The organism is Mycobacterium gordonae (assembly GCF_002101675.1).
Taxonomy (GTDB): domain Bacteria; phylum Actinomycetota; class Actinomycetes; order Mycobacteriales; family Mycobacteriaceae; genus Mycobacterium; species Mycobacterium gordonae.
Genome location: NZ_LQOY01000094.1, coordinates 1 through 22,641 on the forward strand (window position 1 = coordinate 1; position 22,641 = coordinate 22,641).

The window sequence follows — 22,641 nt, forward strand, 5'->3', positions numbered from 1 at the left end:
CCCCAGCCCCCACCGCACCCCCCGCCCCGGCCTCCACGCCCGCAGCCGCGGGACCCGTGTCGCCGACGGTCGGCGCCGGCTTCACGCCCCCCTATGCGGTGGGCCCACCCGGCATCGGTTTCGGTTCCGGAATGTCGACCACCGCCAGCGCCACCGCGAAGAAGAAGGCACCCGAGCCGGATAGCGCATCAGCCGCGGCGCAGTCTTCGGCGGCAAGCCGCCGGCGGGCGCGAGCGTTGCAGCGGAAGCGAATCACCGAACGCCAGTACGGCGACGAGTTCATGGACATGGAAGTCGAGGTGGAGCCGGACTGGGACGAACCACCAGGCACTGCGGCATCGCATCAGGGCGCCCACCGGCTCGGATTGGCGGGCACGGTCAATAAGGAAAACGTCACCGAGGCGACCGGTTTGGCGACCCTCAACGACGACGATTTCGGCGGAGGGCCGACCACTCCGATGTTGCCGAGCACCTGGCGATGATCAAGCCCGCTGTGGCGGGCGATCTTCAATCAGTCGCGTACTTCCCAGTCGCTCCGACCGAACTCGGTATCGAAGACCGGTCTGCGGCCGGCACGAATGCAGGCTTGGCGAAAAACCTCCCCCATGGCGTCTGGGGCGATCCAACCTCCGTCTGCCGTCCACCAACTCTGGAAGAACACAATGACGCGCTCGTCGTTGAACCGCGGAAAGATGTGGGTGCTCAGCGCATTCCAGAATGTCACCGGGCTATCGCGCCGCATGATCAACATGCCTGGCACATGACGAACCACGCGACGGGGAGCGCCCCACACGAAGCGCTTCAGCCGAACGTACGGGTAAGCGGCGAGGTCGAACGGCCGCTCTCGCCCATAGCGAATCAGCGTGATCGTCCCGTCGCGGTCGACCACACCGCGTTGAACGGCCAGCCGTTGTCGCACTTGGGCGTGTAGGTAGGCCACGGCAAGCAGCGACAGCGGTAGCACCATCGTCGCGCGGAATTTCTCATAGTCACCGTGCGGCACCGGGTAGCCGGTGGCTGCCGCGGTAATTACCAGCAGAAAGAACGGCACGGCATACATCAGCACGATCAATGACAAGACGCCTACCGCAGTCTTGCGCGCTTTGAAGCGCACCGGTCCCACGACGTCGCAGGACCGCACTACACATTTGTCACGGATTCTCCACCGCCAGGGCGGAACGTGGAACCTGGATGCATGCCACGTCGCCGACCGAACGGACTCTGGATGTGGATCCACGTCTTTGATCCCGAAAGGATCACCTTCGCGGCTTCGCGCACGCAGATTGTCGACGAGTGTGACGCTCTCTTCCGCGCCCAGACGCAGTGTCGCGCAGAGTCGATTGATCTCAACAGCGAGCTGCTCGTCATCGAGGCTGGCTAAACTCCCCGTGGGGCGACGGCCTTGTTCGCGAGCGATCTGCGCATCAACGAGCGCCACCAAGCGCTTTCGCAACTCGCCGAAATGCAAATCAACCTCATCTGCTGCGTACCCGTGCAGGCGTTGCCTGCTGTCGTACCGATGCAGCGAAGATGTTATGCAGCTTGTCGCGTCTGCGCTCCACTATTCGTCAAGCCGTACCAGCCTAGGACGACGAGTCACCCTCGGATTCTGCAGGCTCGTCAGGGCTTTGCGGCTCCTGCGCGCCCTCCGGGGCCTCGGTCTCGCCTGCGCCGGAATCAGTCTCCTGCAGCAGCGATTCCAAGGTGGTGCGGTTGATCCGGCGGAATGCCCGCCGCGGCCGGTTGGCATCCAGGATCGCGACTTCGAGGCTGGCCTCGCCCAGGGTCGGCTGGCCGTTCGTGGCGTTGTCAGGGCTGTTGGCCCGCAACGCGTTGACCGCGACCTTCAGCGCATCGCCCAGGTCTGCGTTCTCGGCGTAGGACTCCTTGAGCGCGTTGATGATCGGCTCGGTGGTGCCGCCCATCACCACGTAATGCGGCTCGTCGGCGATCGACCCGTCGTAGGTGATCCGGTACAGCTCAGGCGCTTTGGTCTCGCCGTAGTGCGCGACCTCGGCCACACATAGCTCGACCTCGTAAGGCTTGGCCTGTTCGGTGAAGATGCTGCCCAGCGTCTGGGCATAGACGTTGGCCAGCTGCCGGCCGGTGACGTCGCGACGGTCGTAGGCGTACCCGCGGGTGTCGGCGAATTGGATTCCGCCCCGACGCAGGTTGTCGAACTCGTTGAATTTCCCGGCCGCGGCGAATCCCACCCGGTCGTAGAGTTCGCTGATCTTCTGCAGCGACCGCGACGGGTTCTCCGCCACGAACAGCACGCCACCGGAGTAGGCCAACACCACCACGCTGCGTCCGCGGGCAATGCCCTTGCGTGCGAGCTCGCTACGCTCGCGCATCGCCTGCTCAGGCGAGATGAAATACGGGAAGCTCACTTCTCACCGCCGTCAGGGCCGAAAGTATCCGCGCGGGAACGACTTTCGATGACGCCGCGGGCAATCTCCGCGATCCTGCGCTCGGGGAGCTCCATCGCGCCGTCGGCGTCGATGGTGACCGCCGTCGGGTAGATGCCGCGGACCAGGTCCGGTCCGCCGGTGGCCGAGTCATCGTCGGCGGCGTCGTAGAGCGCCTCTACGGCGACCCGCAATGCAGAATCCGCATCGGCGACTTGGGAGTACAGCTTCTTGATCGACGACTTGGCAAAGATCGATCCCGAGCCCACCGACTGATATCCCTCTTCCTCGATGTTCCAGCCGCCGGCGGCGTCGAAGGAGACGATGCGTCCGGCTGACTCGGGGTCAGCGGCGTGGATGTCGTAGCCGACCAACAGTGGCAGCGCGACCAGCCCCTGCATCGCGGCCGGCAGGTTGCCGCGGACCATGATGGCCAGCCGGTTGACCTTGCCGGCGAAGGTGAGCGGTACGCCTTCCAACTTCTCGTAGTGCTCGAGTTCGACTGCGTACAGACGGGCGAACTCGACCGCGATGGCGGCGGTGCCGGCGATGCCGGTCGCGGTGTAGTCGTCGGTGATGTAGACCTTGCGGACATCGCGGCCGGCGATCATGTTGCCCTGGGTCGAGCGGCGGTCGCCTGCGATCAACACCCCACCGGGGTACTTGAGCGCCACGATGGTGGTGCCGTGCGGCAGCTGGTCACCCACGGCCGAACCGCTGAGCCGGGCGGGAAGCAGATCCGGTGCCTGGCGGCGCAGAAAGTCAGCGAACGACGACAGGTCTACGGATCCGGGTTGTGCTGAGTTGAGGGACAGGCGATCGGGCAACGACCAGGTCACTGTCCGCCCTTTTGCACGTAAGCGCGCACAAAGTCCTCGGCGTTCTCTTCCAGGACGTCGTCAATCTCGTCGAGCAGATCGTCGGTCTCCTCGGTCAGCTTCTCGCGACGCTCCTGGCCCGCGGCTGCCGCGCCGGTGATGTCGTCGTCGTCGCCGCCACCACCGCCACGTTTAGTCTGCTCCTGCGCCATCGCCGCCTCCTGCTTCGTCATGCGCCGCGGGCGTGTGTCCAGTCGCCCGATGGCTTTTCTCTACCCTACCGGTCAGCACCGACGTTTCCCGGCTCAGCTGGTCAGTTGTTCCACCAATTCCACGGCGCTGTCCACCGAATCGAGCAGCGCACCGACGTGCGCCTTGCTCCCCCGCAGCGGCTCCAGCGTCGGAATCCGCACCAGCGAGTCACCGCCCAGATCGAAAATCACCGAGTCCCAGCTCGCCGCCGCGATGTCGGCCCCGAACCGGCGCAGGCATTCACCGCGGAAGTACGCCCGGGTGTCCGTCGGCGGATTGTCCACCGCATCCAGCACCTGCGGTTCGGTGACCAGTCGCTTCATCGATCCGCGCGCCACCAGCCGGTTGTACAGACCCTTGTCCAGTCGGACGTCGGAGTACTGCAGGTCAACAAGGTGCAGCCGGGGAGCCGACCAGTTCAGGTTCTCCCGCTGCCGGAACCCTTCGAGCAGCCGCAACTTGGCCGGCCAGTCCAGCAGCTCTGCGCACTCCATTGGGTCGCGTTCGAGCAAATCGAGGGCCTCGGCCCAGGTTTCCACGACATGCGACGCGCGCGGGTCCGGGTCACGACTGTCGACCAGCTTGGCCACTCGATCGAGGTAAATCCGTTGCAGCGCAAGCCCGGTTAGCTCCCGGCCGTCGGCCAGGGCCACGGTTTGACGCAACGACGGGTCGCGGCTGATCGCGTGGACCGCATGCACCGGACGGGCCAGCGCGAGATCGGTCAGGTCGATGCCTTCTTCGATCAGGTCGAGGACCAACGCCGTGGTGCCCAACTTGAGGTAGGTCGACGTCTCGGCCAGGTTCGCATCGCCGATGATCACGTGCAGCCGGCGGTACCTGTCGGCGTCGGCGTGCGGCTCGTCGCGGGTGTTGATGATGCCGCGCTTGAGGGTTGTCTCGAGTCCGACCTCGACCTCGATGTAGTCCGAGCGCTGCGACAGCTGGAAACCGGCCTCGTCCCCCGACGCACCGATGCCTACCCGGCCGGAACCGGTCACCACCTGCCGCGACACCAGGAAGGGCGTCAGCCCCGCGATGATCGACGAAAACGGTGTCTGCCGCGACATCAAGTAGTTCTCGTGCGAGCCGTAGGACGCGCCCTTGCCGTCGACATTGTTCTTGTAGAGCTGCAGTTTAGCCGCCCCGGGCACGCTGGCGACATGCCGTGCCGCGGCCTCCATCACGCGCTCGCCCGCCTTGTCCCAGATCACGGCGTCCATCGGGTCGGTGCATTCGGGCGCGGAGTACTCCGGGTGCGCGTGGTCGACGTAGAGTCGCGCGCCGTTCGTCAGAATCATGTTGGCCGCGCCGACCTCGTCCGCGTCGACAACCGGCGGCGGGCCGGCCGAGCGGCTCAGATCGAAGCCGCGGGCGTCGCGCAGCGGGGACTCGACCTCGTAGTCCCAGCGGGTCCGCTTAGCGCGTTGGATGCCGGCGGCGGCGGCGTAGGCCAGCACCGCCTGTGTGGAAGTGAGGATCGGGTTGGCAGTCGGGTCCGACGGCGAGGAGATGCCGTACTCGACCTCCGTCCCGATAATCCGTTGCATGAGTTAAAGACTACGGTCCCGCCGTGACCCCCGAGCAGCAGCGGGTAGCTCGCGCCGGAAACGGCAGGGCTGCCCACGATTAGTGTGAGCCGCCATGAGCCCTTCTCTCCGCTCGCTGGCACGGCGGGCGACGGTTACCGACGAGGCTGAAAGCTGGTTCCTGCAACGCGGTCTGCCGTCGGTGCTGACGACGCGGGGCAGGTGGCGACGGCTGTGGTCACGGTCGGCTCCCATGCTGGCGGCCTATGCGACCCTGCACTGCTGGACCTTGCCGATCCTGTTCATCACGGAGGGCAAAGACGTCATCATCGACGACAAGCCGACGGCCGAGGAATGGTCGCTGCTCGGACTCATCGGACTGGCGCCGGTGGCGATGGCGGTCGTCGGTTGGTTGGTGTCGCGTATCTCCGATCGTCGGGACCGCGCGCTGGCGGCGACGGTGGCGATGGTTGTCGTCGGGGTCGTCATCGTCGTCGAAAGCGACCCGTCCCATCTGCCGAATGCCGTCATCACCGCGGCGGTGCTGATGGTCTTGACCGGCTTCGGTGTGGGATCGGTGGTCGGCTGGGCGATGCGCATGACGCTTTCGCACCTCACCACGATCGGCGGTCTGGCAGTTCGCGCCCTTCCGGTGGTGTTGCTGACCACTCTGGTGTTCTTCAACGGAAACGTCTGGCTGATGTCGGCGACGATCAGCGGTGAGCGGCTGGCCCTGGCGATGTTGTTTCTCGTCAGCATCGCCGCGGCGTTCGTGGTCTCGGCCACCGCGGAGCGAGTCAGACCGATGCTGCGGTCGCCGGCTGCGGTAGCGAAAGACTCCGAAGCCCTGTTAGGCACACCGTTCGAGGCGATGCCGGACCCGCCGTCCAGTCCCGCGTTGAGCAGGATGGAGCGGATCAACGTGATCTTCGTGCTGGCCGCTTCCCAGTTGGCGCAAATCGCCGTGGTCGCCGCACTGACGGCCGGCATCTACGTGACCCTCGGACTGATTGTGCTGACACCCGCGCTGCTTCAGGAGTGGGCCCGCACCACGGACAACAATGCGACCCTGCTGGGGCTGACGCTGCCCGTCCCTGACGCGCTGATCCATCTGTGCCTGTTCCTCGGCGCGCTGACCTTCATGTACATCAGCGCGCGAGCGGCCGGCGACGACGATTACCGCTCCAATTTCGTCGACCCGTTGATCGATGATCTGCACGCCACTCTGACCGCGCGCAACCGCTACCGCAGCCGGATGGTGAACGCGCCGGTGACCAGTGTTGACGCCGCTGACCTGGGTGATTAGGTTCACCCTGGTGTCAGCCCCTCAATCTCCCTCCTCAGCCCAACCACATTCGGGTGACCTTTCCGGAAAACGTTACGGGGAAGTGCTTCTCGTAACGCCCGGCGAGGCGGGTCCGCAAGCCACCGTCTACAACAGTTTTCCGCTGAACGACTGCCCCGCCGACCTGTGGTCGGCCTTGGACGCTCACGCCATCGCATCCGAGCACGGTGCTGCCACGGCGCTGCTCAACGGGCCGCGCTACTGGCTGATGAACAGCATCGAAAAGACCCAGCAGGGGCCGCAGATCATTAAAAACTTCGGCGGCATCGACATGATTCTGCAGGCCACCGTGCTGCTCGCGTCGATGAACCCGAACCCGTACACCGTCAATCAGGTCAGTCGCAACACGGTGTTCGTCTTCGACGCCGGGCAGGAGGTCTACGAACTGCAGGACCCGCACGGCCGGCAATGGATCATGCAGACCTGGAGTCAGGTCGTTGACCCCACCCTGTCGCGCGCCGACCTCGCGAAGCTCGGCGATCGGCTCAACCTGCCGGCGGGCTGGACCTACCACTCGCGGGTGCTTCCGGAGACCCTGCGCGTCGACACGACCACGCAAGCCGCCGAGGTGCTGCAGGACGACCTGACCAACAGCTATTCGTTGGTGAGTTAGCGGTTCGCTGCGTCGAATTACAGGTACTGCCCCAGGTTCGACTCGGTGTCGATGGCCCGCGAGGCGCTGGACGACTTGCCGGTGACCAGGGTGCGGATGTAGACGATCCGCTCGCCCTTCTTGCCCGAGATCCGCGCCCAGTCATCGGGGTTGGTAGTGTTGGGCAGGTCCTCGTTTTCGGCGAACTCGTCGACGATCGAGTCCAGCAGATGCTGGATGCGCAGGCCGGGCTGGCCCGTCTCCAGCACAGACTTGATCGCGTTCTTCTTCGCGCGGTCGACCACGTTCTGGATCATCGCCCCGGAGTTGAAGTCCTTGAAGTACATGACTTCCTTGTCGCCGTTGGCGTAGGTGACTTCCAGGAACCGGTTGTCGTCGATCTCGGCGTACATCCGCTCGACGACCTTCTCGATCATCGCCCTGATGCAGGCGCTGCGGCTGCCGTTGAACTCGGCGAGGTCGTCGGCGTGCACCGGCAGCGTCTCGACCAGGTACTTCGAGAAGATGTCCTGCGCGGCTTCGGCGTCCGGCCGCTCGATCTTGATTTTCACGTCCAGACGCCCAGGCCGCAGGATGGCCGGGTCGATCATGTCCTCACGGTTGGAGGCGCCGATCACGATGACGTTCTCGAGCCCTTCCACCCCGTCGATCTCCGACAGCAGCTGCGGCACCACGGTGGTCTCGACGTCGGAGGAGACGCCGGTGCCACGGGTGCGGAAGATCGAGTCCATCTCGTCGAAGAACACGATCACCGGCGTGCCTTCGGAGGCCTTCTCGCGGGCCCGTTGGAAGATCAACCGGATGTGACGCTCGGTCTCTCCGACGAACTTGTTGAGTAGCTCGGGGCCCTTGATGTTGAGGAAGTACGACTTGGCCTCGCGGGCGTCGTCGCCGCGCAGGTCGGCCATCTTCTTGGCCAGCGAGTTGGCGACGGCCTTGGCGATGAGCGTCTTACCGCAACCGGGCGGGCCGTACAGCAACACACCTTTGGGTGGACGCAGCGCGTACTCGCGATAGAGCTCCTTGTGCAGGAACGGCAACTCGACCGCGTCGCGGATCTGCTCGATCTGACGCGTCAGGCCGCCGATGTCCTCATAGCTGACGTCGGGAACCTCTTCGAGCACCAGGTCTTCGACCTCGGCCTTGGGGATGCGCTCGAAGGCATATCCGGCCTTGGTGTCGACCAGCAGCGAGTCGCCCGGGCGCAGCCGGCGCGGCCGGGTGTCGTCGTTGAGCGCGTCGGGGTGGCCTTCGGGCAGATCCTCGGCGACCAACGGTTCGGCGAGCCACACGATGCGCTCCTCGTCGGCGTGGCCGACCACCAGAGCGCGGTGGCCGTCGCCCAGCACCTCGCGCAGCGTCGAGATCTCGCCGACCGACTCGTAGGTTCCCGCCTCGACCACTGTCAGCGCCTCATTGAGCCGGACCGTCTGGCCCTTCTTCAACAAGGAGGTCTCGATGTTAGGCGAGCACGTCAGGCGCATCTTGCGACCGGAGGTGAACACGTCGACTGTTTCGTCGTCGTGAGTGCCGAGCAGGACGCCGTAACCGCTTGGCGGTTGCCCTAGCCGATCGACTTCCTCCCGCAGCGCCAATAGCTGTTGGCGAGCCTCTTTAAGGGTTTCCATCAATTTGGAATTGCGGGCCGCGAGTGAGTCGATTCGGGCTTCGAGTTGATGGACGTCGCGCGCGGAGCGCGCCGGGCTCGGGTGGGCAACCGCGTTGTCGAGTTGCTCACGCAGGGCCGCGGCCTCACGCCGCAGTTGTTCGAGTTCGGCAGCATCGTCGCTGGACAGGGGGATATCGCGGGGGTTCTTGAATGCTTCAGAACGCTCTGAGTCACCCATGTTGCGCTCCTTTCCCGCACCAGGAATAGGTGTGGCGGATACCCCCAACGCTACCGGTCAACCACGATTGATGTGCGCAGTCAAATGCCGTTTGAAAGTTACAAGTTGGGTCACGCTGGTAATCTCGGCTTCTATTCGGGCCGAGCGAAAGGGCTTCTGTGACCGTGAAATCCCAAGCCACAGGCGTTCTGACCCCCAACTTCGCGGCGATCGCGGGGCCCGATGTGACGTGCAACGCAATCTGCTCCGACGCCAGTAATTGAGCCGTCGGAGATGTCCGGCAACGTCTGCGTAACACTGGGCGCCGCCGCCGCTGCGGTGGCGATGCTGGTGACTGGTTGCTCGCACAACACGGCGCGGCAGCTGGACTCCGCTCAGCCGCCCGGACCGCCACCCTCGTCGATCACCGCCGTGGCTCCGCCGACCGCTCCCCTGCCCCCGCCCGAGGCGCTCACCGATGTGCTGACCCGCCTCGCCGACCCTGCCGTGCCCGGCAGCAACAAACTCAACCTGGTGCAGGGTTCGACGCCGGAGGCGGCTGCGGCGCTGGACAGGTTCACCAACGCGGCGCGTGACGGCGGCTACCTGCCGATGACGTTCGTCGCGAACAACGTCGGATGGTCGGCAACGGACCCGTCATGCGTGACGGCTACCGTCGTCGTCACGACGGCCAACCCGGACCGCCGCGAGTTCACCTTCCCGATGGAGTTCACGTCGAGCCAGGGCGGCTGGCAGCTGTCCCGCAAGACCGCCGAGATGCTGCTGGCGCTGCAGAACGCCAGGAGTTCGACGGCGTCGTCGCCCGCTCCGGCCCCGCCGGCAAGCTCGGCGCCGCCCACTGCGTCGCCGACGCCCTGAGCAGATGTGGATCGGTTGGCTCGAATTCGACATCCTGCTGGGTGATGTGCGCTCGCTCAAACAGAAGCGGTCGGTGATCCGGCCGGTCGTCGCCGAATTGCAGCGCAAGTTCAGCGTCTCGGCGGCCGAGACCGATTCGCACGATCTGCACCGGCGGGCGGGCATCGGTGTCGCCATGGTGTCGCGAGACCGGGCCCACGCGGTGGATGTGCTCGATGCGGCCGAGCGGCTGGTGGCGGCGCATCCAGAGTTCGAGTTGCTGTCGGTGCGGCGCGGGCTCAACCGCAGCGACGACTAACCGTCGCGTCCCTCGCGCTTGCGGCCGAGCGGGGCCGGCGCGACCGCACCGGGGGCCAGCCGGCGGGTGGCTACCAGGAACGCGGTGTGCCCCCGCATCGTGTGCTGGGGCCGCACGGCCAGGCCGACGACGTTCCAGCCGCGCTGCATCGTCTCCCAGGACCGCGGCTCGGTCCAGCACTGCTGGGCCCGCACCGCCTCGACCACCTTCGACAGCTGCGTGACGGTGGCGACGTAGATCAGCAGGACGCCGCCGGCCACCACCAACCGCGACACCGAGTCCAGCACCTCCCACGGCGCCAGCATGTCCAGCACCGCGCGGTCGAAGGAGCCGTCCGGCAGTGTCGAATCGGCAAGGTCGCTGATGACCAGCTGCCAGTTCACGGGCAGCTCACCGTAGAAATTCGACACGTTGCGCCGGGCGTGTTCGGCGTGGTCGGCGCGCGCCTCGTAGGAGACCACCTGACCCTGCGGCCCGACCGCCCGCAGCAGCGACAGCGTCAGCGCGCCGGAACCGGCGCCGGCCTCCAGCACCCGGGCCCCCGGGAAGATGTCGCCCTCGTGGATGATCTGCGCGGCGTCCTTGGGGTAGATCACCTGCGGTCCGCGGGGCATGGACATCACGTAGTCGACGAGCAGCGGCCTCAGCACCAGGAAGAGGGCGCCGTTGCTGGACTTGACGACACTGCCCTGCTCGAGGCCGATCAGCCCGTCGTGCGCAATGCGGCCGCGATGGGTGTGGAACTCGGCGCCCGGAGTCAGGGTGATCGTGTAGTGACGGCCCTTGGCGTCGGTGAGCTGGACCCGCTCGCCGACGGTGAAGGGACCGGTTGCTGACACGGCGTACAGCGTGCCAGCCGACGCGCCGCTGCCGCTGCTCGGGGTTGTCGGTACCCCGTCCTAGGCTGCGACTATGACGGACCTGCCGGAGCCACGCCCTCGGCCGGCGCTGTCGCCGTCGCGGGCCGCGGACTTCAAGCAGTGCCCGCTGCTGTACCGGTTCCGGGCGATCGACCGGTTGCCGGAAGCGCCGTCGACGGCGCAGTTGCGCGGCTCGGTGGTGCACGCCGCCCTCGAACAGCTGTACGGGCTGCCCGCGCCGCAGCGAGGCCCCGACACCGCCTATGCGCTGCTTGACGCCGCCTGGCAGCGGATATTGGCCGACGAGCCGGGGCTGGCCGAAGCGCTACACCCCGACGTGCGCGCCGAACTGCTCAGCGATGCCCGAGCCCTGCTGTCCGGCTACTACCGGCTGGAGGACCCGACGCGGTTCGATCCGCAATGCTGCGAACAGCGGGTGGAGGTGGAACTCGCCGACGGGACGCTGCTGCGCGGCTACATCGACCGCATCGACGTCGCGGTCACCGGCGAGCTGCGTGTCGTGGACTACAAAACCGGCAAGGCACCCCCGGCCGCACGGGCTCTGGCCGAGTTCAAGGCGATGTTCCAGATGAAATTTTACGCGGTGGCGCTGCTTCGCTCCCGAGGCGTGTTACCGGCCCGGCTGCGGCTGATCTATCTGGCCGACGGCCAGGTGCTCGACTACGCGCCGGAACATGACGAACTGTTGCGATTCGAGAAGACGCTGATGGCCATCTGGCGGGCGATTCAATCGGCCGGCCAGACCGGTGACTTCCGGCCCAGCCCGTCGCGGTTATGCGACTGGTGCCCGCATCAGGCACACTGCCCTGCCTTCGGCGGCACGCCCCCGCCCTACCCGGGCTGGCCTGAGTTCGCGCATCAGACCGCCCAGCGGCCGAACGAGCCGGCGGCTTGAGCCTGTGACTGGTCCGGCTCAGGAGGACCCGCTGGCCCGCTCGGACTGCCGCTTCTGCTTCTCGGCCTCCGCCAGGTCCTCGACACGGTCCGCCTGACTGCGCTTGATCGCAGCCTCGGTGCGCTTTTCGCCTGCGTCCTGCAACTTCGATTCCGCAGCGCGCGAAGCGACCTTCTCCACGGCCTTGGTTCGGTCGGCTACCCGGTCCCTGGCCGACTCCGCGGCCTGCTTGCGGTTAGCGGCGATCGATTCGACGCGCTTCTTGGCTGACTCGCTGCGTTGACGAGCCGACTTGGTCGCTTCACGTTTCCGCTCGTCGGCGGCGCTACGCGCCTCGTCGATCTGCTGCACCGTGGCTGCACGGGCCTCCTTCTGGTCCTCGACCGCCTGCTCGCGGGCTTCGTCGAGTTTGGCGTCCGCCTGCTCCTTGCGGGTCGTGGCCCGCGCGTCGAGGGCCGCGGCCCGCCCCAGCGCGTCGGTGCGCTCGACGAGCGCCGTGCCGCGTCTGACCAGTTCCGGGTCGCGCAGCACGTTGCCGACGGTGGTGTCGAGCACGCCCAGCGCGCGCTCATAGAACAGGCGCGCGGGCGCCTCGCTTCGGATCCGCGTGACAAATCGGTCCTCGACGAACTGCAACGGATAACGGGCGCACTGGTACTGGAAGCGCAATAGCGCGAAGGGCATTTCAGAAATGGTCATGGTTTCACTCCTAGACGTTGTCTGAGACGTTCTCGGCATGGCGCCGAAGGCGTTCGGCTTCGGATTGGTCGTTGGAAGCAACCTGAACGTCGCTTCGATATTCAGCCGCCGCATCGATGACATCTTCGGCCGCGTCTTGCATCTCTTCCCGCTCTTCGGCTTTGGCCCGTTGCGCTTCGCGCTGAGCATCCAGTTCCGCCTGCGTCTGCTGGGTGGCGGCGGACTGCTGGGCGGCGTGCTCAGCGGCACGCTTTTGCTCGGCCTCCTGAGCGGCGATCGTGTTCTTGGCGGACGCGGTCTGCACGTTCGCTTGGATGCGTTCTTGAGCAGCCTTGGTTTTGGTCTCGGCTTCTTGTGCCCGCGCCTGTTCAGCTTCGGCGTCTGCGACCGCCTGAACGGTGTTGGCTTCCTTGCGTTCCTGAGCCTGGGTCTGCTCGAGCTGACCCTCGGCAGTGAGCGAATCGTTGTTTGTGATTGCGCCGACAACTTCTTTCGCTTTACCTTTTACCGAGTCCACCAAGCCCTTTCGTGCTTGATTGGCCGGATTTGGTTCACTCATCGAACATCTCCTTGCGGCAACTAGCCCTCAACAGTTGTTTGGTGTCGCAGAGAGAGATTCCACGCACGGGGCAGCCGAAACCTCCCGCGCGTTTCTAATTCGATTGCCGGGCAGGGCACTTCGTTTTCGTCAGGCGATGTCCATCAAGCGATGGCACGGCTAGTCGAGCGGCGACATCTCCTGCAGCACCGTGGGGATCAGCTCACTCACGGTCGGGTGGATGTGCATGGTACGCGACAGCGTCGTGTAGGGCGCCTTGGCCGACATCACGTCCAGGACGCAGTGCACGGCCTCGTCGCCACCGACGCCGAAAATGGCGGCGCCGAGGATCTCGTCGGTTTCGGCGTCGACGACAACCTTCATAAATCCTTGTGTTTCGCCCTTTTCGACCGCCCGCCCGACTCTGGTCATCGGCCGCTTGCCCACTAGCACCTGGCGGCCGGCCGCGCGGGCCTGGTCAACGGTCATGCCGGCCCGCCCCAGTGGGGGGTCGATGTACAGCGCGTAGGTGGTGATGCGGTCGCTGACCCGGCGGGGGTCGTCATCGAGCAGATTGGCCGCGACGATCTCGAAATCGTTGTACGAGGTGTGGGTGAAGGCGCCCTTGCCGTTGCAGTCGCCCAGCGCCCAAATATGGTCGACGTTGGTTCTGAGCTGATCGTCGACGACGATGTAGCCGCGGGCGTCGGTCTGCACACCGGCCGCCGCCAACCCCAAGTCGTCGGTGTTGGGCTGGCGCCCTACTGCCAGCAACAGGTGGCTGCCCTCGACCGGATCCGCCCCAGAATACGGAGTAAGCCGGAAACCGTTGCCTGACTTGGTAACTCGCACATCATTGGCGCCGGTGATGACGTCGATGCCCTCTTCTTCGAGGATCTCGCGGATGGTGTCCGAGACGTCTTCGTCTTCCCGGGAGGCGAGCCGCGGGCCTCGCTCGACAATGGTGACCGGTGCGCCGAACCGGCGGTACATCTGCGCAAACTCCAGTGCTATGTAGCTTCCGCCGACGACGACGAGATGCTCGGGCACCGTGTCGAGATCCATGATGGTGACGTTGGTCAGGTAGTCGACGTCGGCAAGGCCGGGGATGTCCGGTATGACCGCTCGGCCACCGACGTTGAGGAAGATGCGGTCACCCCGGAGCAGTTGGTCACCGACTCTGACGGTGTGCGGGTCCTCGAAGCGGGCGTGCCCGCGAAAGAACGTGGTGCCCTCCATGCGGTCCAACCAGGTCTGGACGCCGTGGCGGTCCTTGAGCATGATGTCGTCTTTGCGCGCCTTAACTTTCGCCATGTCGACGGTGACCGGCCCGGTCGCGACCCCGTACTCGGCGCCCCGACGAGCCAAGTGCGCGGCGTGGGCACTGGCCACCAGGGTCTTGGTGGGGATACACCCGTAGTTGACGCAGGTCCCGCCGACGTGCTGGCGCTCGATGACCGCGACGCGCTGCCCCGCCGCGCTGAGCCGGCCGGCCAGCGGCGGCCCGGCCTGGCCGGCTCCGACGACGATGGCGTCGAATCGCTGAGTGTCCGTCACAGAGCGGCCGCCGCGGCGACAATGGCGAACGCGCCCAGCACCGCCACGGCGTCTTCCAGCAGCGCGATCGGCAGGTCATGGCCACCGTTCTTGGCGACCAGCGCGCGGCGGGCCTGATAGCCGCCGATCGTGCCCAGCACCGCGCCGACGACCCCGGCGCCCAGCGCGGCCCATTTGTGTCCCCACGCGGTGCCGATGACCGCGGCGGCGAACCCGCCCATGATGAGGCGGACGGCGAACACCGGTGGAGCGGTGCGCGGCGGCGTCTTGGGCAGCTTGTCGTTCACCAGTTCGGCGACGGCAAGCAGGCTCAGGATCACCACCGTCACCAGGTTGCCGACCCAGGATGCCCAGGTTCCGTGCAGGTTGAGCCAGCTGAGGAAGACCGCCCAGGAGACCGCGGCGGGCGCCGTCAAGGACCGCAATCCGGCGACGACACCGATCAAGAGCGCGAGAAGAAGAACGAGAACCTGCGTCACAGCGATCCCTCCTGGGACAGACGTAGAGCCTGGCGACGATATCGGGAGAATCCCTGTAGATCACAGGTGTCCCAGCGGGACGCTAACACAGGTGGAGCTCGTCCACAGGGTCAGAAACGGCAGAACCTGATGTCCGATGCCAGGATCGCTTTGGCTCCGATGGCGGCGAGTTCGTCCATGATGCCGTTGACGCCGCGCCGGGGCACCAGGGCGCGGACGGCGACCCAGTCCGGGTCGGCGAGCGGAGCGATGGTCGGCGATTCGAGTCCGGGCGTGATCGAGGTGGCCTGGTCCAGCGCCGTCCGCGGGCAGTCGTAGTCCAGCATCAGGTACTGCTGGCCGAAAACCACACCCTGAACCCGAGCCACCAATTGATCTCGGGCGGCGCTGCTTTGAGCCTGCGCGCGCTCGATCAACACGGCCTCCGAATCACACAGCGGCTCACCGAAAGCCACCAGATTATGCAGGCTCAAGGTGCGGCCCGAACCGACGACATCGGCGATGGCGTCGGCGACCCCGAGTTGCACCGAAATCTCGACCGCGCCGTCGAGCCTGATCACCGTCGCGTCAATCCCTTTGGCGCCCAGATCTTTCCGTACCAGGTTCGGGTACGCGGTGGCGATCCGCTTGCCGGCCAGGTCGGCCACCGTCCAGTCCGGTCCGGCCGGACCGGCGTAACGGAACTTGGACGAGCCGAAGCCCAGCGCCAGCCGTTCCCGCACGGGCGCATCGGAATCCAGCGCCAGGTCCCGCCCGGTGATCCCGAAGTCTAGTTCCCCGGAACCGACATAGATGGCGATGTCTTTCGGGCGCAGGAAGAAAAATTCGACGTTGTTGACCGGATCGATGACGGTGAGGTCTTTTGGATCGGTGCGACGGCGGTAGCCGGCTTCGGAGAGGATCTCCGAAGCGGGCTCGCTCAGCGCGCCCTTGTTGGGCACCGCGATTCGCAACATGCTCACAGCTTCCGGTAGACGTCGTCGAGGGACAGCCCGCGGGAGATCATCAACACTTGCGTCCAGTAGAGCAACTGGCTGATCTCCTCGGCCAGCGCCTCGTCGGGTTCGTGTTCGGCGGCCAACCACACCTCGCCGGCCTCTTCCAGGATCTTCTTGCCCAGCGTGTGCACGCCCGCGTCCAGCGCGGCCACCGTGGCGCTGCCGGCCGGCCTGGTGCGGGCACGTTCACCGAGCTGGGCGAACAGCTCCTCGAAGGTCTTCACGACCAGCGATTGTTTCAGACGTTGAAGTGCCCGGCCTCGGGTAGGGCTCAGTCCTCCGGGTTGTACCCGAGGTTGGGGGCGAGCCAGCGCTCGGCTTCCTGCAATGTCCAGCCCTTGCGCTTGGCATAGTCGGCGACCTGGTCCTGCGCCAGCCGGCCGACCACGAAGTACTGCGACTGCGGGTGCGAGAAGTACCAGCCGCTGACGGCGGCACCGGGCCACATCGCCATCGACTCGGTCAGCTCGATGCCGGTGCGCTCCTTGACGTCCATCAACTCCCAGAGCGTCACCTTCTCGGTGTGCTCCGGGCAGGCCGGGTAGCCGGGGGCTGGGCGGATTCCCCGGTACTTCTCGCCGATGAGCTCGTCGTTGTCCAGCTGCTCGTCCGGCTGGAATCCCCAGAACTCCTTGCGGACCCGTTGGTGCATCCGTTCGGCGAACGCCTCGGCCAGCCGGTCGGCGATCGATTCCAGCAGGATGGCGCTGTAGTCGTCGAGGGCTGCCTTGAACTCCATGATCTTGTCCTGGCTGCCGAGCCCCGAGGTGACGGCGAACGCGCCGACGTAGTCCCGGTGACCCGTATCTTTGGGGGCGATGTAGTCGCCGAGCGATCGGTTCGGTATTCCCTCCCGGTGCTCGCCCTGCTGGCGCAGGTTGTGCAACCTGGTCAGCACCTCGGTACGGGAGTCATCGGTGTAGACCTCGATGTCGTCACCGACCGCGTTCGCCGGGAAGAAGCCGATCACCCCGTTGGCGGTCAGCCACTTTTCCTTGATCAGGGTGTCGAGCATCTGCTGGGCGTCGTCGTAGAGCTTGCGGGCAGCCTCGCCCGAGGCCGGGCTGTTGAGGATGTCGGGGAACCGGCCCTTCATCTCCCAGGCGTTGAAGAACGGCTGCCAGTCGATGTACTCGCGCAGCTCGGCGAGGTCATAGTCCAGAAATTCCCGCACGCCGAGTCCCTGGGCGGGCACCGGCGGCGTGTAGCCGTCCCACTCGATCGGCGTCCGGTTCGCGCGGGCCTTCTCCAGCGTCACCATCGGCCGCTCGTTCTTCTGCGCGTGACGTTCGCGCAGCGACGCGTAATCCTTCTCGGTGGCTTCCAGCAGTGCGGGTCGCTGCTTGTCGTCGAGTAGCGCGGCAGCGACCGGCACCGACCGGGAAGCGTCCTTGACCCACACGACCGGTCCTTTGCGGCGCGGCGCCACCTTCACGGCCGTGTGGGCACGCGAGGTGGTCGCGCCGCCGATCAGCAGCGGGATCTCCAGCCCCTCGCGTTCCATTTCGACGGCGAAGTTGACCATCTCGTCCAGGGACGGGGTGATCAGCCCGGACAGCCCGATGATGTCGGCGTTGTGCTCCTTGGCCGCATCCAGGATCTTGCTGGCGGGCACCATCACGCCGAGGTCGATCACTTCGTAGTTGTTGCACTGCAACACGACTCCGACGATGTTCTTGCCGATGTCGTGGACGTCGCCCTTGACCGTCGCCATCACGATCGTGCCGTTGGTGTCCTTGTTGGCGGACGTGCCGGATGCTTCTTTTTCCGCCTCGATGAACGGCAGCAAGTAGGCCACGGCCTTCTTCATCACCCTGGCCGACTTCACGACCTGCGGCAGGAACATCTTGCCGGAGCCGAACAGGTCACCGACGACGTTCATGCCGTCCATCAGCGGACCCTCGATCACCTCGATCGGGCGACCGCCCGCGCCGGCGATCTCGGCCCGCAATTCCTCGGTGTCGGCGTCGACGTGGGCGTCGATGCCCTTGACCAGGGCGTGCGTGATCCGCTCGCGGACGGGCAGCGAGCGCCACTCTTGGACAGCGGCGTCGCTGGTCGACTCGTTCTTGTTGAACCGCTCGGCGATCTCCAGCAGCCGTTCGGCCGCATCCTCTCGCCGGTTCAGCACCACGTCCTCGATGCGGTCCCGCAGCTCGGGGTCGATCGAGTCGTAGGGCACCAGTGCGCCGGCGTTGACGATGCCCATGTCCAGGCCGGCCTTGATGGCGTGGAACAGGAACACCGCGTGGATGGCCTCGCGGACGGGGTTGTTGCCCCGGAATGAGAACGACACGTTCGAGATGCCGCCGGAGATGTGGACCCCGGGGAGGTTCTCCTTGATCCAGGAGCAGGCCTCGATGAAGTCGATCCCGTAGGTCGCGTGCTCCTCGATGCCGGTCGCCAGGGCGAAGCAGTTCGGGTCGAAGATGATGTCCTCGGGCGGGAAGCCGACCTCTTCGGTCAGGATCCGGTAGGCGCGCCCGCAGATCTCCTTGCGGCGCTCCAGGTTGTCGGCCTGGCCCTTTTCGTCGAAGGCCATGACGACGACGGCGGCACCGTACTTGCGGCACAGCCGCGCCTCACGGACGAACTTCTCCTCGCCCTCCTTCATCGAGATCGAGTTGACGATCGGCTTGCCCTGCACGTTCTTCAGGCCCGCCTCGATGACCTCCCACTTGGAGGAGTCGATCATCACCGGGACGCGGCTGATGTCGGGCTCGGCCGCGACCAGCTTGGTGAACCGGTCCATCGCGGCGACGCCGTCGATCATTCCCTCGTCCATGTTGATGTCGATGACCTGCGCACCGACCTCGACCTGCTGGAGTGCGACCGAGAGCGCGGTGTCGTAGTCCTCGGCCTTGATGAGGTTGCGGAACCGCGCCGAGCCGGTGATGTTGGTGCGCTCGCCGATGTTCACGAAGAGGGACTCATCGGTGATGTTCAGCGGCTCGAGCCCCGACAGCCGGGTGGCCACCGGAATCTGCGGCAGCTCGCGTGGCGGCTTGCCCTCGACGACCTTGGCGATCTCGGCGATGTGGGGCGGCGCCGTTCCGCAGCAGCCACCGACGAGGTTGACCAGGCCGGCATCGGCGAAGTCGGCGATGTAGCCGGCCTGACGCTCCGGGGACTCGTCGTACTCGCCGAAGGCGTTGGGCAGGCCGGCGTTCGGGTAGCAGGAGACGAAGGTGTCCGCGATCCGGGCCACCTCGGCGATGTAGGGCCGCATCTCCGGCGCACCCAGGGCGCAGTTGAGCCCCACCGCGATGGGTTTCGCGTGCCTGATCGAGTTCCAGAAGGCTTCGGTGACCTGACCGGACAACGTCCGCCCGGACGCATCGGTGATCGTGCCCGAGATGATGAGCGGCCAGCGGCGCCCACGGTCCTCGAACAGCGTCTCGACGGCGAACACCGCCGCCTTGGCGTTCAGCGAGTCGAAGATCGTCTCGATGATGAGGATGTCGGCACCACCGTCGACGAGGCCGTTGGCGGCTTCGAGATAGGCGGCGACCAGCTGGTCGTAGGAGACGTTGCGGGCCCCGGGGTCGTTGACGTCCGGCGAGATCGATGCGGTCCGCGTCGTCGGACCCAGCGCGCCGGCTACGTAGCGGGGCTTCTCGGCGGTGCTGAACTCGTCGGCGACCTTGCGGGCCAGCGCGGCACCGGTGTAGTTCAGCTCGTAGGCCAGCTCCTGCATGTTGTAGTCGGCGAGGGAGACCGCGTTCGCGTTGAACGTGTTGGTCTCCAGGATGTCGGCTCCAGCCTCGAGGTACTCGCGGTGGATCCCCTCGATGATGTGTGGCTGTGTCAGGCTGAGCAGATCGTTGTTTCCGACGAGATCGCTCGCCCAGTCTTTGAACCGCTCGCCGCGGTAGCCGGCCTCGTCCGGGCGATCCCGCTGGATCGCGGTGCCCATCGCGCCGTCGATCACCATGATCCGCTGGCGCAGAGCCGTCGTCAGCTCATCGGTGCAGTCCGGGCGGATATTGGGCGTGAAGTTTGACTCCGAGGCGTTCACACACGTTCCTTCCACAGTGGAAGGCGTCCTTGGATCTGCCGAGCGTGGCGGATACCGGCTTGTGAGGACCGGGACCCGTTGCAACGCCTCTCGACCAGACGAGTTTACGTCGTCACCCGGCGTCTGGACGCCCTGCCTGACCCGACCCGCATGCCTACCACGGTCCCCTGGCGCGGCCAGCCTGCGGATCTTGCCGGCAATGTCGTAGTTACCCAGGTTAACCGGATTGCGCCCGAGGAAATTTCGTCCCGCCCCTGGTTCTTGCCGACATTGCCACCAGGGTCGCGGTTGGCGCCCGGACCACGACCGCTGCGGCACACTCGGCGGGTCATGCCAGCGGCGCGCCGTCCAGCGCCCGCGCCCCACGCCGTAGGCTTACTGGGTGACTTTGCCGGACGGTGGGCGCGGCTCCGGGTCGGAAGACGAGAAGCTGCCCCAGCTGCAGAACACCATTGTGGTGGCGGCTTTTGAGGGCTGGAACGACGCCGGTGACGCGGCCAGCGACGCGGTGGCGCACCTGGGCACCATCTGGGATGCGCTGCCCATCGTGGAGATCGACGACGAGGCTTATTACGACTACCAGGTGAATCGGCCGGTGATCAGGCAGGTCGATGGAGTCACCCGCGAGCTGGAGTGGCCGGCGATGCGGATCTCGCACTGTAGACCGCCCGACAGCGACCGCGACGTGGTGTTGATGCACGGGGTCGAACCCAACATGCGCTGGCGCACATTTTGCGACGAGCTGCTGGCCGTCATCGACAAGCTCAACGTCGACACAGTGGTGATTCTCGGAGCGCTGCTGGCCGACACGCCGCACACCCGGCCCGTGCCGGTCTCGGGAGCGGCGTACTCGTCGGAGTCAGCACGCGTGTTCGGCCTGGAAGAGACGCGGTATGAGGGCCCGACCGGCATTGCCGGCGTGTTTCAGTACGCGTGCGTCGCCGCCGGGATACCGGCGGTGACGTTCTGGGCGGCGGTGCCGCACTACGTATCGCACCCGCCCAACCCGAAGGCGACGGTGGCGCTGTTGCGGCGCGTCGAAGAAGTGCTCGACGTGGAGGTGCCGCTCGGTGACTTGCCGACCCAGGCCGAGGCGTGGGAGCAGGAGATCACCGAGATGGCCGCCGACGACGAAGAGCTGGCCGAGTATGTGCAGTCACTCGAGCAGCACGGCGACGCGGCGGTGGACGTCAACGAAGCACTCGGCAAGATCGACGGCGACGCGCTGGCCGCGGAGTTCGAGCGCTATCTGCGGCGCCGCCGACCGGGATTCGGGCTGTAGGAGGGCTGGGTCTCGGCTCCCGGGCTGAGCTGGGCCGGGTGGGGTGCGCGGGCCCGACGCCATGCGAGCGCCCGCGTGTTGCCGATGACACGCCGGTGTGGACGGCATTTTGCGGCCGCTCGCGGCTACGGAAGCTCCTCTGAGCCGGTGCGGAGCATGGCAACGACCGGTGAGGGTGGCCCCACCAAGGCCGCGGTGATCCGCCGGTTGACCGACGGAAGCCATGCCATCCGCAGCGCGGTGCGGCGTGTCCACAGCTGAAACGGCGACGCGGGCAGGAACCGGTTGGCGGCTTCGCGACCGGCTTTCTGTTTCTCTTCGATTTCCGGGCGCCATAGTTGCTCGTAGAAGTCCAGCGCCCGGTCCACCGACGAGGTCCGGCGGAACTGCTCGGCCAGCACATAGGCGGCGCCGACGGCCAGCGAGGCACCCTGCCCGGCCAGCAACGACACCGCAGAGCAGGCGTCGCCGATCAGTACCACCCGGTTCTTGCGCCACCCCGGCATGACGATCTGGGAAACCTCGTCGTAGTAGATCTGCTCGGGGGGCGGGCAGCGCCGCAGCGCCTCGGGCACCACCCAGCCCATGTCGGCATAGCTGGCCTGTATCGCCGCCCGGGTGTCCTCGGGGAGTTGCCGCTCCGGAGCGCGGTGGACGGCGAACACGGCCACCTTCCCGTTGCGCAAGGAGTAAAACCCGATCTGGCGGTCGATGGTGTCGGTGAGGGCGACGTCATCTCCGGCCGCCTCACGGACGGCGGCCTCGTCGAGAAGGAAAGCGGCGGTGTGGAATCCCAGGTAGCGCAGGTACTGCGCTTCCTCGCCGAAAACCAGGGCGCGCACGGTGGAGTGAATTCCGTCGGCCCCGACCACTAGGTCGGCCTCCAGCGTCTCCCCGCCCTCCAGGGTGACCGTCACGGCGTCGTCGTAGTCACTGACGCCGGTGACCGGGGCACCGTATCGCAGCTCGACATCGTCAGGAAGGTTGTCGCGCAACACCTTCTCCAGGTCGGGGCGCATCACGCTGCACAGGCGGCCGCGCAGCGCCCGGTCGATCTTGACGTATGACACGGCGGCGCGGCGGCGACCCCGCTCGTCGACCAGCGCGGCTTCGTCGAAGTTGTAACCGACATCCCGGATCGCCGGCAGCACCCCGATCGCCTCGGCCGCGTCGTAACCGGCGCCGAAGAAGTCGATCAGATAGCCGTGCGCGCGCGGGCCGGGCGCGCGTTCGAGAAGCACCACTTCGGCGCCCACGGACGACAGGCGTTCAGCGGTGGCCAGCCCGGCGATTCCCGCGCCGCAAACGACTACTTTCACGCTCGGC

The 22,641-nt window shown here is 66.3% G+C and carries 22 protein-coding genes; 7 read left to right on the forward strand and 15 right to left on the reverse strand.

The features are described from left to right. Nucleotides 1-482: PPW family C-terminal domain-containing PPE protein (locus AWC08_RS15695; RefSeq protein ID WP_473234620.1), on the forward strand; the 482-nt coding region annotated here is incomplete at its 5' end. A gap of 29 nt (nt 483-511) precedes the next feature. On the opposite strand, the gene AWC08_RS15700 is transcribed toward AWC08_RS15695, so the two are convergent. From AWC08_RS15700 to dop, 5 genes are all read right to left on the reverse strand, one after another. Further along, nucleotides 512-1,468, reverse strand: coding sequence for a hypothetical protein (locus AWC08_RS15700; protein ID WP_142283609.1), 957 nt, complete (start codon nt 1,466-1,468; stop codon nt 512-514). A gap of 115 nt (nt 1,469-1,583) precedes the next feature. Continuing rightward, on the reverse strand, nt 1,584-2,390 hold the full coding sequence (gene prcA, locus AWC08_RS15705; protein ID WP_065132835.1) for a proteasome subunit alpha: 807 nt from the start codon (nt 2,388-2,390) through the stop codon (nt 1,584-1,586). Continuing rightward, on the reverse strand, nt 2,387-3,247 hold the full coding sequence (gene prcB / locus AWC08_RS15710) for a proteasome subunit beta (RefSeq protein ID WP_065132836.1): 861 nt from the start codon (nt 3,245-3,247) through the stop codon (nt 2,387-2,389). Before prcB ends, prcA begins: the two co-directional genes overlap by 4 nt. Next, the gene (locus AWC08_RS15715) at nt 3,244-3,438 is read right to left on the reverse strand and encodes a ubiquitin-like protein Pup (protein ID WP_065132860.1); all 195 of its coding nucleotides are present in this window, start codon (nt 3,436-3,438) and stop codon (nt 3,244-3,246) included. Before AWC08_RS15715 ends, prcB begins: the two co-directional genes overlap by 4 nt. Before the next feature lie 93 nt (nt 3,439-3,531). Beyond that, complete coding sequence (dop, locus tag AWC08_RS15720) at nt 3,532-5,028, reverse strand: pup deamidase/depupylase (RefSeq protein ID WP_065132837.1); 1,497 nt, start codon at nt 5,026-5,028, stop codon at nt 3,532-3,534. Between the two features lie 94 nt (nt 5,029-5,122). Between dop and AWC08_RS15725 the strand changes: the two genes are divergently transcribed. Both AWC08_RS15725 and AWC08_RS15730 read left to right on the forward strand, forming a co-directional pair. Continuing rightward, nucleotides 5,123-6,313, forward strand: coding sequence for a hypothetical protein (locus AWC08_RS15725; protein WP_174900771.1), 1,191 nt, complete (start codon nt 5,123-5,125; stop codon nt 6,311-6,313). Between the two features lie 10 nt (nt 6,314-6,323). After that, nucleotides 6,324-6,965, forward strand: a complete 642-nt coding sequence (locus tag AWC08_RS15730; protein ID WP_065132861.1) for a hypothetical protein — start codon at nt 6,324-6,326, stop codon at nt 6,963-6,965. Between the two features lie 17 nt (nt 6,966-6,982). On the opposite strand, the gene arc is transcribed toward AWC08_RS15730, so the two are convergent. Then, nucleotides 6,983-8,812: a proteasome ATPase gene (arc, locus tag AWC08_RS15735; protein WP_065132838.1), complete on the reverse strand. Its 1,830-nt coding sequence runs from the start codon at nt 8,810-8,812 to the stop codon at nt 6,983-6,985. Between the two features lie 273 nt (nt 8,813-9,085). On the opposite strand from arc, the gene lppK reads away from it, so the two are divergent. Further along, the gene (gene lppK / locus AWC08_RS15740; RefSeq protein WP_069432983.1) at nt 9,086-9,670 is read left to right on the forward strand and encodes a lipoprotein LppK; all 585 of its coding nucleotides are present in this window, start codon (nt 9,086-9,088) and stop codon (nt 9,668-9,670) included. Nucleotides 9,671-9,674: 4 nt separating this feature from the next. Then, the gene (locus AWC08_RS15745) at nt 9,675-9,968 is read left to right on the forward strand and encodes a DUF503 domain-containing protein (RefSeq protein ID WP_065132840.1); all 294 of its coding nucleotides are present in this window, start codon (nt 9,675-9,677) and stop codon (nt 9,966-9,968) included. Here the strand turns inward: AWC08_RS15745 and trmI are convergent. Next, nucleotides 9,965-10,807 carry a tRNA (adenine(58)-N(1))-methyltransferase TrmI gene (gene trmI / locus AWC08_RS15750; RefSeq protein ID WP_069432982.1) on the reverse strand — a complete coding sequence of 281 codons (843 nt, stop codon included), beginning with the start codon at nt 10,805-10,807 and terminating at the stop codon, nt 9,965-9,967. The two genes, AWC08_RS15745 and trmI, sit on opposite strands and share 4 nt — an antisense overlap. A gap of 73 nt (nt 10,808-10,880) precedes the next feature. Between trmI and AWC08_RS15755 the strand changes: the two genes are divergently transcribed. After that, nucleotides 10,881-11,744 (forward strand): RecB family exonuclease, encoded by an 864-nt coding sequence (locus tag AWC08_RS15755; RefSeq protein WP_069432981.1) that lies wholly within the window; start codon nt 10,881-10,883, stop codon nt 11,742-11,744. Between the two features lie 18 nt (nt 11,745-11,762). Here the strand turns inward: AWC08_RS15755 and AWC08_RS15760 are convergent, their stop codons facing one another. The 7 genes from AWC08_RS15760 to metH form a co-directional block, all read right to left on the reverse strand. Next, nucleotides 11,763-12,443, reverse strand: a complete 681-nt coding sequence (locus tag AWC08_RS15760; RefSeq protein WP_069432980.1) for an IF2 family translation initiation factor — start codon at nt 12,441-12,443, stop codon at nt 11,763-11,765. 10 nt (nt 12,444-12,453) lie between these two features. Further along, nucleotides 12,454-13,002: a CsbD family protein gene (locus tag AWC08_RS15765; RefSeq protein WP_069432979.1), complete on the reverse strand. Its 549-nt coding sequence runs from the start codon at nt 13,000-13,002 to the stop codon at nt 12,454-12,456. A gap of 159 nt (nt 13,003-13,161) precedes the next feature. Continuing rightward, nucleotides 13,162-14,538 carry an FAD-containing oxidoreductase gene (locus AWC08_RS15770; protein ID WP_069432978.1) on the reverse strand — a complete coding sequence of 459 codons (1,377 nt, stop codon included), beginning with the start codon at nt 14,536-14,538 and terminating at the stop codon, nt 13,162-13,164. Then, the gene (locus AWC08_RS15775; RefSeq protein WP_065132846.1) at nt 14,535-15,017 is read right to left on the reverse strand and encodes a DUF4126 domain-containing protein; all 483 of its coding nucleotides are present in this window, start codon (nt 15,015-15,017) and stop codon (nt 14,535-14,537) included. Before AWC08_RS15775 ends, AWC08_RS15770 begins: the two co-directional genes overlap by 4 nt. Nucleotides 15,018-15,127: 110 nt before the next feature. Then, nucleotides 15,128-15,973, reverse strand: coding sequence for an ATP phosphoribosyltransferase (gene hisG, locus AWC08_RS15780; protein WP_065132847.1), 846 nt, complete (start codon nt 15,971-15,973; stop codon nt 15,128-15,130). A gap of 2 nt (nt 15,974-15,975) precedes the next feature. Further along, a complete protein-coding gene (locus AWC08_RS15785; RefSeq protein WP_065132862.1) occupies nt 15,976-16,257 on the reverse strand; it encodes a phosphoribosyl-ATP diphosphatase in 282 nt (93 codons plus the stop codon). Between the two features lie 29 nt (nt 16,258-16,286). Then, entirely contained in the window at nt 16,287-20,033 is a 3,747-nt protein-coding gene (metH, locus tag AWC08_RS15790) for a methionine synthase (RefSeq protein ID WP_142283610.1), read from the reverse strand. Nucleotides 20,034-20,415: 382 nt separating this feature from the next. Between metH and AWC08_RS15795 the strand changes: the two genes are divergently transcribed. After that, nucleotides 20,416-21,315 carry a PAC2 family protein gene (locus AWC08_RS15795; protein WP_065132849.1) on the forward strand — a complete coding sequence of 300 codons (900 nt, stop codon included), beginning with the start codon at nt 20,416-20,418 and terminating at the stop codon, nt 21,313-21,315. A gap of 125 nt (nt 21,316-21,440) precedes the next feature. Here AWC08_RS15795 and AWC08_RS15800 read toward each other — a convergent pair whose 3' ends face one another. Then, entirely contained in the window at nt 21,441-22,634 is a 1,194-nt protein-coding gene (locus tag AWC08_RS15800; RefSeq protein WP_069432977.1) for an FAD-dependent monooxygenase, read from the reverse strand. Nucleotides 22,635-22,641 lie beyond the last annotated feature (7 nt).

Excerpts from the sequence above, each read along its gene's own strand:
- AWC08_RS15765 (WP_069432979.1), bottom strand. The coding sequence starts at position 13,002 with ATGAGTGAACCAAATCCGGCCAATCAAGCACGAAAGGGCTTGGTGGAC.
- AWC08_RS15745 (WP_065132840.1), top strand. The coding sequence starts at position 9,675 with ATGTGGATCGGTTGGCTCGAATTCGACATCCTGCTGGGTGATGTGCGC.
- dop (WP_065132837.1), bottom strand. The coding sequence starts at position 5,028 with ATGCAACGGATTATCGGGACGGAGGTCGAGTACGGCATCTCCTCGCCG.
- AWC08_RS15725 (WP_174900771.1), top strand. The coding sequence starts at position 5,123 with ATGAGCCCTTCTCTCCGCTCGCTGGCACGGCGGGCGACGGTTACCGAC.
- AWC08_RS15755 (WP_069432981.1), top strand. The coding sequence starts at position 10,881 with ATGACGGACCTGCCGGAGCCACGCCCTCGGCCGGCGCTGTCGCCGTCG.
- arc (WP_065132838.1), bottom strand. The coding sequence starts at position 8,812 with ATGGGTGACTCAGAGCGTTCTGAAGCATTCAAGAACCCCCGCGATATC.
- AWC08_RS15715 (WP_065132860.1), bottom strand. The coding sequence starts at position 3,438 with ATGGCGCAGGAGCAGACTAAACGTGGCGGTGGTGGCGGCGACGACGAC.
- AWC08_RS15760 (WP_069432980.1), bottom strand. The coding sequence starts at position 12,443 with ATGACCATTTCTGAAATGCCCTTCGCGCTATTGCGCTTCCAGTACCAG.
- hisG (WP_065132847.1), bottom strand. The coding sequence starts at position 15,973 with ATGTTGCGAATCGCGGTGCCCAACAAGGGCGCGCTGAGCGAGCCCGCT.
- lppK (WP_069432983.1), top strand. The coding sequence starts at position 9,086 with ATGTCCGGCAACGTCTGCGTAACACTGGGCGCCGCCGCCGCTGCGGTG.